This window comes from uncultured Helicobacter sp. (assembly GCF_949282165.1).
Taxonomy (GTDB): Bacteria; Campylobacterota; Campylobacteria; order Campylobacterales; family Helicobacteraceae; genus Helicobacter_F.
This window is the reverse complement of record NZ_CASDOV010000007.1, coordinates 76,809-91,756: the sequence shown is the minus strand read 5'-3', so window position 1 is coordinate 91,756 and position 14,948 is coordinate 76,809. Positions and strand designations below refer to the sequence as shown.

The 14,948-nt window shown below is 47.5% G+C and carries 16 protein-coding genes; 3 read left to right on the top strand and 13 right to left on the bottom strand.

What is annotated here, in order from left to right; genetic code table 11:
- A partial coding sequence (locus tag ACH2BK_RS05540) for a hypothetical protein (protein ID WP_395002451.1) occupies positions 1-206 on the top strand: 206 nt, incomplete at its 5' end.
- Between the two features lie 647 nt (positions 207-853).
- Here ACH2BK_RS05540 and ACH2BK_RS05535 read toward each other — a convergent pair.
- From ACH2BK_RS05535 to ACH2BK_RS05480, 12 genes are all read right to left on the bottom strand, one after another.
- Positions 854-1,045: a hypothetical protein gene (locus tag ACH2BK_RS05535; protein ID WP_395002449.1), complete on the bottom strand. Its 192-nt coding sequence runs from the start codon at positions 1,043-1,045 to the stop codon at positions 854-856.
- Between the two features lie 13 nt (positions 1,046-1,058).
- Positions 1,059-1,658 (bottom strand): isochorismatase family protein, encoded by a 600-nt coding sequence (locus ACH2BK_RS05530; RefSeq protein WP_395002447.1) that lies wholly within the window; start codon positions 1,656-1,658, stop codon positions 1,059-1,061.
- Between the two features lie 9 nt (positions 1,659-1,667).
- Positions 1,668-2,864 carry an acetate/propionate family kinase gene (locus ACH2BK_RS05525; protein ID WP_394996434.1) on the bottom strand — a complete coding sequence of 399 codons (1,197 nt, stop codon included), beginning with the start codon at positions 2,862-2,864 and terminating at the stop codon, positions 1,668-1,670.
- 32 nt (positions 2,865-2,896) lie between these two features.
- Entirely contained in the window at positions 2,897-3,889 is a 993-nt protein-coding gene (gene pta / locus ACH2BK_RS05520) for a phosphate acetyltransferase (protein ID WP_395002445.1), read from the bottom strand.
- Between the two features lie 292 nt (positions 3,890-4,181).
- The gene (locus ACH2BK_RS05515; protein WP_394996439.1) at positions 4,182-4,730 is read right to left on the bottom strand and encodes a YceI family protein; all 549 of its coding nucleotides are present in this window, start codon (positions 4,728-4,730) and stop codon (positions 4,182-4,184) included.
- Between the two features lie 322 nt (positions 4,731-5,052).
- The gene (locus ACH2BK_RS05510) at positions 5,053-5,460 is read right to left on the bottom strand and encodes a diacylglycerol kinase (RefSeq protein ID WP_394996672.1); all 408 of its coding nucleotides are present in this window, start codon (positions 5,458-5,460) and stop codon (positions 5,053-5,055) included.
- Complete coding sequence (locus ACH2BK_RS05505) at positions 5,460-6,407, bottom strand: hypothetical protein (RefSeq protein ID WP_395002443.1); 948 nt, start codon at positions 6,405-6,407, stop codon at positions 5,460-5,462. Before ACH2BK_RS05505 ends, ACH2BK_RS05510 begins: the two co-directional genes overlap by 1 nt.
- A 2-nt stretch (positions 6,408-6,409) precedes the next feature.
- Positions 6,410-7,414, bottom strand: coding sequence for a UDP-3-O-(3-hydroxymyristoyl)glucosamine N-acyltransferase (gene lpxD, locus ACH2BK_RS05500; RefSeq protein WP_395002441.1), 1,005 nt, complete (start codon positions 7,412-7,414; stop codon positions 6,410-6,412).
- A 45-nt stretch (positions 7,415-7,459) separates the two neighbouring features.
- Positions 7,460-8,392 (bottom strand): hypothetical protein, encoded by a 933-nt coding sequence (locus ACH2BK_RS05495; RefSeq protein WP_395002439.1) that lies wholly within the window; start codon positions 8,390-8,392, stop codon positions 7,460-7,462.
- A complete protein-coding gene (locus ACH2BK_RS05490) occupies positions 8,389-9,624 on the bottom strand; it encodes a replication-associated recombination protein A (protein WP_395002437.1) in 1,236 nt (411 codons plus the stop codon). Before ACH2BK_RS05490 ends, ACH2BK_RS05495 begins: the two co-directional genes overlap by 4 nt.
- A 5-nt stretch (positions 9,625-9,629) precedes the next feature.
- The gene (locus tag ACH2BK_RS05485; RefSeq protein WP_395002435.1) at positions 9,630-9,977 is read right to left on the bottom strand and encodes a heat shock protein transcriptional repressor HspR; all 348 of its coding nucleotides are present in this window, start codon (positions 9,975-9,977) and stop codon (positions 9,630-9,632) included.
- Between the two features lie 8 nt (positions 9,978-9,985).
- A complete protein-coding gene (locus ACH2BK_RS05480) occupies positions 9,986-10,876 on the bottom strand; it encodes a DnaJ C-terminal domain-containing protein (protein ID WP_394996458.1) in 891 nt (296 codons plus the stop codon).
- Between the two features lie 156 nt (positions 10,877-11,032).
- On the opposite strand from ACH2BK_RS05480, the gene ACH2BK_RS05475 reads away from it, so the two are divergent.
- Together ACH2BK_RS05475 and ACH2BK_RS05470 are read left to right on the top strand one after the other, a co-directional pair.
- A complete protein-coding gene (locus ACH2BK_RS05475; protein ID WP_395002433.1) occupies positions 11,033-11,635 on the top strand; it encodes a UPF0323 family lipoprotein in 603 nt (200 codons plus the stop codon).
- A 3-nt stretch (positions 11,636-11,638) separates the two neighbouring features.
- Complete coding sequence (locus tag ACH2BK_RS05470) at positions 11,639-13,066, top strand: hypothetical protein (RefSeq protein ID WP_395002431.1); 1,428 nt, start codon at positions 11,639-11,641, stop codon at positions 13,064-13,066.
- On the opposite strand, the gene ACH2BK_RS05465 is transcribed toward ACH2BK_RS05470, so the two are convergent.
- On the bottom strand, positions 13,063-14,937 hold the full coding sequence (locus ACH2BK_RS05465; protein ID WP_395002429.1) for a menaquinone biosynthesis decarboxylase: 1,875 nt from the start codon (positions 14,935-14,937) through the stop codon (positions 13,063-13,065). The two genes, ACH2BK_RS05470 and ACH2BK_RS05465, sit on opposite strands and share 4 nt — an antisense overlap.
- Positions 14,938-14,948 lie beyond the last annotated feature (11 nt).

Sequence of the window (14,948 nt, the reverse complement as noted above, 5' to 3'; positions counted from 1 at the left end):
GTCTTTCAGATTCGAAGCAACTTACAGAATCTACTACTTCAAAAAATCCTAGCGAGGCTTTGCCAAATAAGATAAATAGTGCGTGCGACAGCACGAGCCTAGCACAATTGCAAAATTGCACCATTTTTGCGCAGCAAAAATCAAATAAATATGTAGGTGCGATAGCACCAACCATCTCTCGCCCTTGTCGTGGTGGCAAAGCGTAAGCTTCTTTAGAAAAATGCGTTAAGAAAATGCAGTAGTGCATTTTTAGCATTTTTGACTAGACAAGGAAGTAGCGAGGCTCTCCCGCCAAAAGATATACTTTGTGGCTGCGCAAAAAGCGGCGGCTTTTTCGGGGCTTTACTTGCAACCCGTTGGCTCTTTTTGCGCAAACAAGGAGAGAGCCTCGCTTTTTCCGCTTCTAGCGCAATCGTTGCGGAGGCACTACCTAGCGCAATCGTTGCGGAGGCACTACTGCCTCCTTGCTCCAACGATTGCACACCACGAAGCGGGCGAGTGTCGGTATGCGCTGACGCGCTACATATCTCATTTGATTTTTGCTCTGCATTAATGGCAGAATCTAAGTTCTTAGATTCTGCTTAGGCCTCGTGCTGTCGCACGCACTATTATTTGAATTTGGCAAAGCCTTGTTAGGGTTTTTTGGTGTTGTGGATTGTGTGAGTGTTTTGGATCTAAGCACAAACCTAAAACCTCACTAAATCTATAATTCTAAGCCTAGTCTCCACAAGTCCTTTAGATTTCAAATCTTCACTAGATGCTAGATTATCAAATCTGCTTTGAATTTTGTGGATTGACTTAGATTCTGTCTTTGCTTGTTTTTGTGGATTGTTTAAGCCTGCTATGTTAGATTCTAATCTATTGCGTTAGATTCTGTAAATACCTTGGATTCTGGAGCAATCGTGCTAAGGCACTTGTGTCGGGGGTGTGAGACAGAGCCTCCCGCCCCTGTGCTGCGTGAGCGCACACTACGATTTTTGGCGAGATTGCAGAATCTCTTAGCACCAAGCACAGCAGCACCGTCTTGGGCTAGCGCATTGCCCACTAGAGCTTATTGCTCACTTCACAAGCGCGCTGATGGCTTTAAAATGCGGATCTTTAGAATCTAGCATACTGCCAAAGAGCACGGATTCTGTATTGGTAACCCGCGCGCCCTGTGCTGCCATAAGCGAGATGGCGTTGAGATGATTGGCGTCATCGCGCGAGCTTAGTGCGTCCTGGACAACCCATACATTGAAGTTCAGCGTAAGCGCGTGCAGCACACTCTGCAAAATACACACATGGCTCTCAATCCCAAAAATCACGAGATTTTTGCACCCGCTTTGGGCGATAAACGCAGTGATAGGCTCATCGCCAAAAATGCTAAAGGTGCTTTTTTCTTTGAGCACGCATTGGGGCTTTGGGGATTGTGAATCTAGGGTGTCAAAAGATTCTATAGGCGTAAAGATAATGCTTGAATCTGTCGCACCCAAGCCCTTTGGATACTGCTCGGTGATGAGGGTTTTAGTCCCTAGGATCTGCGCGCCCCTCAAAAGCTTGTTGGTATTTCTCACCACCGCATCTTTGCGCGCCATTAGTGGCAAAAGCCGCTCTTGAATGTCGATACACACAAAGAGTGTGTCCTTGGGCTCAAGCAGAGCTTGTGTAAAGGATTTCATCACACACCTCTAAAGCTGTGAAACGATAGTCTTGGTATCGCGCGCGATGACAAGCTCTTCGTTGGTGGGGATCACGCAGACTTTCACGCGTGAATTTGGCGTGGAGATGATCGCCTCCTGTCCGCAGACTTTATTTGCCTCGGTATCGAGCTTCACGCCCAAAAACTCCAAGTGATCGACAATCATACCGCGTATGAAGTTCGCATTTTCGCCCACACCGGCACAAAAGCTAATCGCATCTACCCCGATAAGCACCGCGCAGTATGAGCCGATGTATTTCACTACGCGGTAGGCAAACGCCGCCCGCGCAAGCTTGGCGCGCTCATTGCCCTTCAAATCCGCATCGAGCAAATCCCTAAAGTCGCTTGAGAGCCCAGAGATCCCAAGCACACCGGATTTTTTATTGAGGATATTTACCACTTCCTTGACGCTGATACCCTCTTTCTCGGAGATATACTCTAAGATTCCCGGATCCAAATCCCCGCTGCGTGTCCCCATAATGAGCCCTTCAAGCGGAGTAAGCCCCATACTTGTATCAATACACTCGCCATTTTTTATCGCTGCAATCGAAGAGCCATTGCCAAGGTGGCAAGTGATGATTTTTGAGTTGTGATAATCCAGTCCCAAAAACTCGGCGGTGCGCTGCGAGACATATTTATGGCTTGTCCCGTGGAAGCCATAGCGGCGCACCTTGTATTTTTCATACCATTCATAGGGCACGCCATAGGTGAAGGCTTTGGGTGGCATAGTTTGGTGGAATGCTGTGTCAAACACCCCCACCATAGGCGTGTTTGGCATTAGCTTTTGACAAGCCCTAATGCCCGTGATATTTGCTGGATTGTGCAGAGGTGCGAGCACAGAGCACTCCTCCATATGCTTGATAACATTCTCATCAATGAGCACAGATTCTTTAAAATGCTCTCCGCCATGCACGGTTCTATGTCCCACTGCCGCAATCTCCTCAAGCGAGCTAATCACGCCTATTTCCTTATCCGTGAGCGCGTCAAGCACCATAGAGACGGCTTTAGAATGATCGGGGATCGCCTCTTTTTTCTCGGTTTTTACCCCGTCTTTTTTGTAGTTTAGCACGCTGCCCTCAAGCCCGATTCTATCGCATATACCCGAGACGAGCGTCTTTTCTGTCTGCATATCGATAAGCTGAAACTTCAAAGACGAACTTCCGCAATTAATCACCAAAACTTTCATAATATTCTCCTTTTATTGTTGGTTTATAGAATCTAAGCCTGCGCCTGCAACGCCGTGAGTGCCACCACACCCACGATATCATCGCTACTGCAGCCGCGTGATAAGTCATTTACCGGTGCTGCCATACCTTGGGATACAGGACCATACGCCTCCGCTTTAGCAAGCCGCTGCACGAGCTTGTAGCCGATGTTTCCAGAATCTAAATCCGGGAATACGAGCACATTTGCCTTGCCTGCGACTTTTGAGCCCTTTGCCTTAGACGCACCAATACTTGGCACAATCGCCGCATCAAGCTGCAGCTCCCCATCAATAGCGATATCGGGCGCGAGAGATTGCGCGATTTTAGTCGCCTCGATAACCTTGTCGATATGCTCGTGCTTGGCGCTGCCATAGGTGGAGTGGCTTAGCATACCCACAAATGGCTCGCTCTTTGTGAGTGCCTTAAAGGTGCGTGCAGAAGCCACCGCGATATGTGCGAGCTCTTCAGGCGTGGGGTTTTGACAAAGCGCACAATCAGCAAAGACAAAAATCCCATCAAGCCCATACTCGCAATCAGGCACAATCATAATAAAAGACGAGGAGACGATTTTAGAATCTCTTGCCGTCCCGATGATTTGCAGCGATGGACGCAAGACATCAGAAGTCGCGTGCAGTGCGCCCGCCACCATACCATCAGCCTTTTTTGCCTTTACCAACGCCACGCCAAAATACAGCCAATCCGTGGTGAGTAGCTCCCTAGCCTTAGTAGCGTCCATTCCCTTATGCCCGCGCAAGCTCACAAAGAGCTCCACAAACTCCTCAAGTAGGGGCGTGTTGCTAGGATTGATAAACTGCGCTTTGTCTAAATCAAGCGTAGAATCTACGGCTTTTATCTGCGCCTCGTCGCCAAGCAGGATAATATCCGCAAAGCCCTCCTGCAAGACTTTGTGCGCTGCCTGCAGGGTGCGTATATCGCTCGTCTCTGGCAGGACGATTGTCTTTTTGTCCGCCTTTGCCTTTTGTTTGATGCCCTCGATAAAACTCATAGTAACCTCCTTATAGTGTTAAGAATTGTTAGTTCTTAGTTACATACTAGGGCAGGTAAATTAATACTTTTCTTATTTGTGCATACAGAGTGTAACAAAATGGTAATTTTTACTCACTTTTTAAAAAGCCTTTGGCTCTTAGATTCTATAAAACACTCGCAACAATCGGTATCGTGGAGAGTAGTGCATAAAAATGTAACATAGCAAAAATATCAGAATCTAGCGGGGTGGTGTAGGGGATAAGAGGGATTGAGTAGCGCGTTTGCCCACAGAATCTGTGAGCAAACTTGTGTTATTTTGCGTTGGCTTCAAGCTCAATATCGATGATGACTTTATCGCTCACAGAGCTATTGGCAGTATCTTCGCCGACTTTGAAGTCCTTGCGGTTAATCTCGCCTTTAAGTGAGATAGAGATCACATCTTTGCCGGTTTTGGGGTGCTTGATAGGTCCGCCAATCTGGGCATCAAACACGACATTTTTCACCACATCACGGATTTTGAGATCTGCATAGAGCTTGCCATTTTCAAACTTTGTCATATTCAAAGTCGCATTGGGAAACTTCTTAGCGTCAAAAAAATCTGGTTTGTTGAGGTGTGCATCCCTCGAGGCATTTTCTGTGTTGATATCTGCGATTTTTACCTCGCCGCTAAGCTTTGTGAGCTTTTGCCCATCAAACTCGGCTTCGCCACTGAATTTTTTAAAATTCCCTTTAACCTTGCTTACCATTAGATGCTTTACTTCAAAGCCCACCGATGAATGCGTGGGATCAATCGTGTATGGTGCCGCATTTATGCTGCTAAGACAAAAAGCCGCCGCTAGGGTAGAGATGAAGATTTTCATAGAGTCTCCTTTGTGTGTTGGTTTTAGAATCTAGAAATTCGTCTCTTGCGCAATCTTTAAATGATTTTGGCAACTAGGCTTGGTCACTACCACCTAGGTAGCTCCCTTCACCTCGCCTTGAAAAACATTTAAATCTCACACAAGATACTAGAATTCCGGCAAGCCTTGATGAGATTCTCTAAAATGGCAGATTCTGTAATTGCTTCAGAATCTAAAGCTTTTCTAGATTCTGAAGTTGTCTATGAATCTTGCGCTTGGCTTGCCAGAAATTCTAGAATTGCGTGCAAGCCGAATTTCTAGATTCACGAGACATTATAAATAATTATTCCAAACACCACCGCACAACCCCATACCCAACCCACACACACACCCAAAATGTGAGCGCCAAAAACTGCACTGCGCTCCCCATATCCTTAGCTTTTTTGGCAAGCGGATGGATCTCTAAGCCTGTGTAATCGATGGCGTTTTCAATCGCGGAGTTGATGAGCTCTGCCATCAGAGCAAGGAAGCAAGGGAGCAAAAGCAGCACGCCCTCCTGCCAGTCCCGCGCCACATACACACCTAGGGGCACAAACACCACGCACAGCCCCACGATTTGGCGAAACGCCGCCTCATCTCTCCACGCCGCTCTAAAGCCATCTAGCGAGTAAAAAAATGCATTAATAATGCGCTTTAAGCCCCTTTTGCCCTTTTTGTCATTGCGCGTATTTTGCTCCTGCGTGGGACTCATCATCGCGTCCCAGAGCTTAGGCTAAAACTCGCCGCAAAATCCGCAAGGCTAATGTCTAAAACCTCACGCGCAAAAAATCTCTTAGGATTGTGAGAATCTTTAGGAGTTATCTTATACCACACCTCTTGTATCGCGCTATTTATGAGCATATCGCTTAGGATTCTTATCCCATCGGCTAGGGCGTTTTCTAGCTCTTTGGTTTCCTCACTTTGGGCTTGTCGCAGTCCAGATTCCATTATCACTAGTGCTGCGCTTACAAACCGCATATCCTCCTCACTCCGCCCATCAAACGCCATTATGGAGTTTTTGAGGCTTGGGGAAGTGAGACTAGAGTGATAGGAGATGAGGGCAAACTCGAGGTTTTCTAGGAGTGTATCGCGCTGCTTAGAATCTTTAAAATTTTTGATGATTTTGTGGAGGTTGCTTGATTGGAAGCTTGGGTGCGCAAAATGCAACTCAATGTCTTGGGTGGATTGCATATCGCCTAGCTGCGTGCTGCACTGCGCGCTAAGATTTAGCAAGGGATTGATGAAGTTTAGTGTATTTTGGCATTTTGTGTGCAGCTGCTTGGTGCTTAGTGCTATGTCAGATTCTATATCAATGAGTGCCTTTGTCTTGCTCCCGCCAAAGCTTAGCGTGAGATTGCTAAAGCGCACAATTTCAGTGAGGGATTCCATCTTGGTATGGGAATGCTCCAAATCTTGCGCGGGGGCGTGCTTGATGAGGCTTAGACTCGTGGATTTGCACACGATTTTGGTGCTCCCCTCGCACACAAATGGCTCAAACTCTATGTGCATATCCTGCATCTCTTGGGATTGCAAAAAGCCATTGAGCTCGCTCTCTAGTGCCTTGCCCATCTGCGCTGAAAAAATCTTAGTCGCGACAAATAGCCCTATGGCTATGAGCACGCCCGCTGCGATGATGGCGAGCAATACCTTTTTTTTCATACCTACTCCTTAGCTTTGTGAGATTTTACAAATCGGCGTAATGAGACATAAAACTTCATCCACTCATCAAGCTCCATTAGCGGGTGCCCGCCCCATTTTGTGTTGGGCGGGAGGGTTTTGCCCACTGCGCCGCGTCCTGCCACCTGCACAAAATCGCCGATATGGATATGCCCCCCCGTGCCTGCCTGCCCGCCCATTACGACATTGCGCCCTGTGGTAGTCGATCCTGCTAAGCCCACTTGCGAGACGAGCAGGCTATGTGCGCCCACCTCGCAGTTATGCCCGATTTGCACGAGATTATCGATTTTAGCCCCTTCTCTAATGATCGTCTCGCCAAAGACTGCCCTATCGATGGTGTTGTTTGCTCCTATCTCGACATCATTTTCTAGCACCACGCGCCCATTGTGCTCGATTTTGATATGCTCGCCACTAGCAGTGTGCGCATAGCCAAAGCCATCGCTGCCTATCACGCTCCCAGCGTGGATTCTCACTCTATCTCCGATACGCGTATCGCGGTAAATCACGACATTGGGAAATACCACGCAATCCTCGCCAATCTCGACATTATCGCTAATCACCACACCGGGCAAAATCTCGCTACGCGCGCCGATACGCACATTTGCTCCGATGAAAACATTTGGCGCGATTTTGACACTTGGCTCATAGGTATGGGCGTAATTGTGCATAGGGTTAGCAAACTCGGGCTTAGCAAAGCAGCTTGAGAGATAGGCAAAGGCAAGGTGGGGATTTGGCACTTCTAGAATCTGCATCGTTTGGGGCGCGCTATTTTGAAATTTTTGCACAAAGCCCTCTCGCACGAGCACTGCTCCGGCTTTAGAATCTGCAAGTTTTGTGATGTATTTGTCTTGATCGATGTAGCTTATGTGTGTGGGGGAGGCGGATTCTAGCGGTGCGATACCGCTTAAGGTAAAGTCCTCGCCCTTGTGATAATGTGTGGTGTGAATCTGCTTAGATTCTAAAAATCCTATCGCTTGGCTTAGGCGCATATCAGTCCTTAAAAAGATGTGAAAATGCGCGCATTATACCTGAATTTATTTATCTTTTGCGACAATCTCAAATGGCGCCTCGCGTAGCACCTGCCCAAAGGAGAACACAAGCCCTGTCATAATGTTGCTCCCACTACGATCAAAATATTTGCCCTGCAGCATATAGAGCTTTAAAAACGGCGCGATACTAAGCTTTTTATACAAATTGAGATCGTAGCGCACTTCAAGCTCGAGGTAGTATTTAGGATCATAAGCATTGGAGCTGACATTATAGAGATAATCGCGCGCACTCATCATATAGTAGAGTTTGCCCCCGTGCTTAAATCGCTTCTCAAACGCTAGCCCTAGCTCTAGTCCTAGGCTCTGTGCGCTGATATTGGGGTTGAAGTCCTTTTCTCCAAATATCGTGAGCGCGAAGTCTTTGAGCACCATACCGCTAAAGAGCTTCACGCCGAGGTTTGCGCGCACGATCTGACGCCTGCCAAACTCATTTGACGCCACAAACTCCGTCTGATAGGAGACTTTGCTATAAGGACCTAGCTCAAAATACAATCTTGGTATGCCCAAAAACTCATCAAACTCCCAGATTCTCTGTGTGTAATCCGAGCTAAGAATAATGCGATCGAGGTTTTTGTTGCTCACGCTTGGGGCATTTTTGGGGAAAATGATCGTTTGTCCGTATTCTGCTAAGAGTGAGTTAAAAATCACGAAGTTTGAGGAGTAATAATCCATATTGAGATTGAGATAGCCCTGTGCGACGATTTGAGAATCCCCTTGCAAGCGCGTATCCGCAGACACGCTATATAAGTCCTGATTGCGCAGGGTGGTGGAGGAGAAGTTTAGTGAAATGCGCTTAAGATCCACTTGCCAGCCGATTTTTTGCTCCTTGTAGATGGCTTCTTCCTCCACTTCCTCGCCAAAGAGTAGAATCTGCGTGAAAAGTAGGCAGGCTAGCAGGATTTGGATACGCTTTTTCATTTGTCTTTGTGTGATTGTGCGTTGTCTTGGTGTGGCGTGGTGGGTGCATTAGGTGCGATGGCGTGAATCTTATCAAGCCACTCATTGAGCGTTTTTTCAAAGCCCTTATCCGTGCGCTTCACAAAGCTTTGGGGCTTAGTGAGATACTCTTGGGCGACATAGCCGCCAAAATCGTGCGGGTAGAGGTAGTCCTTGCTAGTAGGGAGGATATTTGGCGCGATGGGCAAAAGATTGCCTTTAGCGATAGAATCTAGCGCGGCATCTATGGCTTTATACGCCGTGTTGGATTTGGGGCAGGAGGCGAGGTAGATGACGCATTGGGCGAGGATAATGCGGGATTCTGGATAGCCGATCTTGCTCACTGCTTGCATTGTAGAGGTGGCGAGATTGAGCGCGTTGGGGTTGGCGTTGCCGATATCCTCACTTGCGAGTATCACGAGGCGACGCGCGATAAACTCGGGATTTTCCCCGCCCGCCACAAGTCGCGCGAGATAGTAGATACTCGCATTGACATCGCTTCCGCGTATGGATTTGATGAGTGCCGAGGCGAGATTATAATGCGTATCCTCTTCGCTGCTGCCATCATTTAGGCTAAATGGGCGCAGGGCTTTGAGGGTTTCTAGGCTCACAGATTCTATATCTAGCACCGCATCGAGGAGATTGAGCATAGCGCGCGCATCGCCCCCGCTAGATTCTATAAGATACTCATAGCTTTGTGAATCTAGCGCACAAGGATAGAGCTCTAACGCCCTATCTAAGAGCTTTTGGAGATTGGCGCGCGTGAGGGGCTTGAACTCAAACAAAAAGCAGCGTGAGCGGATGGCGTTAGTGAGTGTGTAAAAGGGATTGGTCGTGCTAGCCCCTAGCACGAGCACCCTGCCTTCCTCCATAATGGGGAGCAAAAACTCTTGTTGGGTTTTATTGAGGCGATGAATCTCATCGATAAACACCGCGCATTTGTATAATGAATTTTCATATTGCGCCAAAAAGGCTTTGAGAGAATCGAGCTTAAAAGCCGTGGCGTTAAAATAGCCTATCTCGTATTGGAGCATTTCACAGATGAGCTTGGCTAGCGTGGTTTTGCCGCACCCGGGCGGTCCATAAAAAATGCAATGGGGCGGAGTTTTAGCAAGGATATTGTGATAAAGGGCTGTGGTTTTGCCAATGATGTGCTCCTGCCCGATAAACTCATCGAGATTCTTAGGGCGCAGGGCATTAGCGAGGTTTTTCATAGATTCTACTTTTTAAACAAAATAATCTCATAGGAGCTTTCTTTGAGCTCTTTTTGGGAGGGGGTTTTGGTATTTTCACGCAATTCTTCAATGATACTATCAAGCTCATCAAGGCGTTCTTTAAGACGCAGGATAATATCCACGCCCGCTAGATTCACACCCAAATCGCGCGTAAGGCGTAGAATGGTTTTTATCTTATCAATATCGCGCTGGGAATACAGACGCATCTTGCCATCAGTGCGCCCGGGGGCGATTAGCCCTTCTTTTTCGTATTGACGCAAAGTCTGTGGGTGAATCTCTAGAATCTTTGCCACCACGCTAATGAGATATACGGGTTCATCATAGCTATACATAATGCCTCCTAGTCTGCAAGTTGGGCTTGTAGCATACTTTTAAGCTCGGGGCTCAAATCCTCTACTTTGGGCAATAGGACTTTTACGCATAGGTAGAGATTGCCCGTGTGTTGGGTTTTGCGGTTTTTTAATCCAAGCTCTTTGATGCGGAATTTTTGTCCATTTTTGGTGTTTTGGGGAATGGTTAGGGTGATGTCTTTTTGCAAGGTGCTAATCTGAATCTTGCCCCCAAAAAGCGCGGTTTTGAGCGGGATTTCTATCTCTTTTAGCAAATCATCGCCATCTATGCTGTATTCTGGGTTTGGCGCGACTCTGACTTTGAGGAGCAAATCCCCCACGCCATAGCGCGTTTGTGCGCCCTTGCCTTTGAGGCGGATTGTCTCATTGTCGCGGATTCCGGCTGGGATTTTGATATTAAACTCCCCGCTTTTGCCATTGTAGTGGTAGCTCCCGCCAAGCAAGGCACTCTCAAAAGGGATCGTGATAGAATCTCTGATGTCATTATCCACGCCACCGCCAAATCCCCCAAAATCACTAAATCCCCCAAATCCCCCGCCAAAGGAGCTGCTGAAGTTTTGACTAGTCCCTGCACCAAAGCCCCCCTGTCCAAAGATATGAGATAAAATGTCGTTGATGTCCATATTGCCCTGCGCGCTTCTAAAGTCGTGAAAGCTCTGCCCCCCAAACATAGAATCCCCAAATCTATCGTATTGGGCTTTTTTGCTCTCATCGCTTAGCACTTCATAGGCGGCATTGATTTCTTTAAACTTATCCTCCGCGCCCGGATCTTTGTTGATGTCTGGGTGGTATTTGCGCGCAAGCTTTCTGTAGGCTTTTTTGATCTCATCTGCACTCGCATTCTCTGGTATTTCTAAGGTTTGGTATAAACTCTTTGCCATCACAAAACTCCTTATAATTAATAATTCGCTGCTAAAATTTAGTGATATTATATCACAAAACTTTAGTATTATGCAATCAAGTTTGATAAGCTATTGACTTTTAAGAATGAAAGAAAATATAATGGAAACAGATTCTATAAAGTGAGGGGAGCAAGAATGAAGCTTGGCAAAATCAAAGATTATGCGATGGTTGGTGGGATTGGTGTGGCAGTGGCGTTGGCAATGCAAGGGTGCGAGAGCTCTAGTGCGCAAGATTCTACGATTTTGCAAAACGCACAAAAAAATGGCGCGTTTGTAGTCATCGAGGAGCAGCAAGATGGGAGCTATAAAATCCTAGAAGAATACCCAAGCGACACCACACGCGTGCTCCTCAAACAACTCAATGGGCAGGAGCGTATGCTCAGTGATGAGGAGGTTTCACAGCTCATCGCCCAAGAGGAGCGCAAGATCGATGCGGGCACAAGCGAGCTCACTAATCCTAATGCCGGAGGACTCGGGCTTGGTGGCGCGATCCTCGCATCTGCAGCCGGAGCGATCCTAGGGAGCTACATCGGCAATAAGCTTTTTAACAATCCCAACTACCAAGCCAACGCACAGCGCAACTACAAATCCCCACAAGCCTATGAAAGAAGCAAAAATAGCTTTGCAAACAAAAGCACCACAGGTAGCGCGATGAAAGGCAATAGCGGGCGTAGCGGGTTTTTTGGCAACAATTCTAGCAGCGGGCGCACTAGCGGATCTAGCGTGATGGGTGGCTAGTCTATGTTGCAAGGCATACTTTTAGAGATCGACACCGCGGCAAATCAGGGCAAAATCGAGCAGGCAGTCAATAAGCGACAATATCTCTTTGACTTAAATCTATGGGAGGGTAAGGCAAATGAACTCCTGCCAAAAGCCGAGATTGAGTTTGATGTAGAGAAGGCACAAGTCATAAAAATCCGCCCCAAGCCAAAGCCCATAGATCCCAACGCAATCCCCGTAACCAAATCCGCAGAGGAGTGTATCACGGAGTTTTTTGAGCGTGAAAACACGATTTTGCAAAATTATAAAGATTTTATGGACAATCACCCACGGCTTGATTTTTTGCGCTCGCAGCGATTTATCCTCACTGCTTATAACGATTTGTGCGAGATGGATGGCACGCTTGCTAATCCCGCGCTTAAAAAACTGCGCCAAGAGATTTTAGGGCTCTACAAGGAGTTTGAAAACTATGTCAAAAAGACGGGATACTCGCTTGAATATTCTTTTGAAAAGATTTTCCTCAATCGCCAAAGTGCCTATCTCAAAGCCCAAAATCTCATCGAGATGACACAATCCTCGCTCAATAACGCCCAAGCCCAAGTGCGCCCACTAGGCAAAGAGCTTGAAGAATCCGAGTTCGCGCTCAAAAACTCGAGCAACAAGCACTCCAAGGATTTTCATGAGCTAGAAAAAGATGTCAAGGCTATGCGCAAGCGGTATGTGGATTTGGTGAATTTCATCGCGGTGCAAAAAGAGCTTTTGGTAAAAACCACCGAGCGTTTAAAGGACTTTAGGCAAAAGCATCTCCAAGAGTTTGCCGAGGCTTTCACACCTATGAAGCAGGAGATAAAGGAGCATTTTATCACTTTGCTTGATACCAAGGCTTATGATTTGGATTCTTTTTTGTGGCATCGGGCGAAGCGGAGCGAGGTAGTCAAGCGGTTTTTCCGCGATGCAGGGATTGAGGGCGGATATAGCTCTAAGACTTTTTTGCATTATTTTCTACGCGGACTTGACAAAAGCAAGCTCTCGCCCCGTAGCAAGGAGCTCTTTAACCTCCTGCGCTACCTTGAGGAAGTGAGTAAGCGCAATATCCTCATCATCCGTGAATCTAACGCGGACTTGCACCGAGACAAGCAGATTATTGAGAAGGTGGATTCTTGTATCTCAATCGCTACCGAACAAAAGATGATCCCCGCATTTAACGAGCTGTGCGCGAACAAATACGATATTGTCGTGATGGATTGGCGTAATGAAAATGTGAGCGCGCTGGATTTTATCCGCAAATTTAGGGCAACCAAAAAAGACGCCAAAATCGAGTTTATCCTCCTTATGCCCGAGCACAAAGATTCTGATTTTATGCTAAAAGCGCGCGATTTGGGCGTGCAGTTTTTTGTCCCCTCGCACGATGGAGGCTTGCTCGCAGAATCTGTGCGTATGGCGATCTAGCACTCGCCGCAAATTTGAAAACGCCTCAAAAACTCTGAATCTATGCCCTCTAGCAAGCCCTTATCGCGCAGGGTTTGCAGGACTTCCTTGCTACAATCGGTTTCTTTGGGCCACTCTCTGTGGTAGCCATCTACCCCGCTTTTGTCGCTCGCATCGACAAACACCACGCCTTCTTGCACCCAAATATCGCGCTTAGCATCGATGTTGTTTGTTATCCGCCACACGAGCATATAGGGATTTTGTAAGTCATTTTTGGCAGCATCTACCAAAAACACGATACGCAGATTCTGTGCGAGTGCGCCTAGAGAGATTGCGCTCACGCTCTCCTTTAGGCTGCTAGATTCCTTTTGCACGCCTAGCACGCACAGAGGATTGCGCGTATGGGCAAAATACTGCTTTGCTCCCCTCACACAAGGCAAAAGCCCCTGCAAGCGCGCACAAAGCTCTAAATCCTCTAAATGCTCAAGTGTGCTCTCCACCTCCTGCCCCATAGCCTGCACGCCTAGCTTGCCACCTCGTGCGAAGTTTGGGCTCGCGTGATCGAGCGCATCGCACACCCCTTCACTGATGATCATAGAATCCACGCTAAAGCGATTGAGCACATAGCTCCCAAACGCCTCATAATCCTCCAAATCCGGGGCGTCCTCATCGACAAAAATCGCGTGCTTGACAAAGCTCATCTGCCCCACGCCCCAAAACGCGTGCAGGAGCTGGGTAGCGTGGGCTGGGTATTGGGGGGCGAATTTGGCAAAGATGAGATTGTGGAAAACGCCATTTTCTGGCATATGATAATCCACTAAGCCGTGCGTAGTGCTCTGCAATAAGGGCAAAAAAATGCGCTCGGTGAGATAGCCCATATATTTGTCCTCAAGCGGCGGCTTGCCCACGACGGTGGCAGGGAAGATGGGGGATTTTCTCATCGTGATGGCACTCACTTCAAGCACGGGGTAAGATTCTATAGGCGTATAAAATCCCGTGTGATCGCCAAATGGTCCCTCATCGCGCATCACGCTCGTATCCACCCAACCCTCAATCACGATATCCACATCATAGGGCACATACAAATCGTTTGTGAGGCATTTGCCAACCCTCGCGCGCCTGCCTCGGATAAAGCCATAGAGCATAAGCTCATACATTCCCATAGGAAGCGGGGCTTGCCCGCACCAAATATAGAGCGGATCGCCACCTAGGGCGATACTCACGGGCATTTTCTGCCCTGCCTTTTTGTATTCGTGAAAAAAATGATGAGAATCTTTGTGAATCTGCCAATGCAAGCCCAGATGGTTTTTGTCATACACTTGCAGGCGATACATACCGAGATTTTTTTTCTTGCCATCAAGGCTTTGGGTATAGACTTGCCCCATCGTGATAAACGCCCCACCATCGTGCTCCCAAGTAGTGAGGATAGGGAGCTCATAGAGATTGATTTCTTTTTGTATCACTTCTTGGAATGGCGGTGTGTGGGAGGATTTTTGGGGGAAAATATGGCGCAGGGCAAAGAGCTCCTTTGCTTTTTGCACTATTTGGGCAATGCCCTTTGGTGGCGTGAATTTGAGCAATGCTGCGATATGGCGCGCTATTGCATTTGGATCTTTTTGCACGATGAGATCTAGCAAGGTGCGTGAGCCAAAGACATTCATCAGCACGGGAATTTCAAAGTGTTTGTTAGCCTTTTTATCAATTGGGTGAGTAAAAAGTAGGGCTTTAGAATCTGGCTTTTTAACCTCTAAATACGCAAGGTGTGGAATCTCGAGATAAATATCTAGCGGCGTATCGATGATACGCAGGGCATTGTGTGCCTTGAGGTAACTGATGAGATCGTGTGTGTCGTGGAAGTATCGCATAAACGCCCCCGAAGTTTTTGGGGGCATTGTAACAAAGC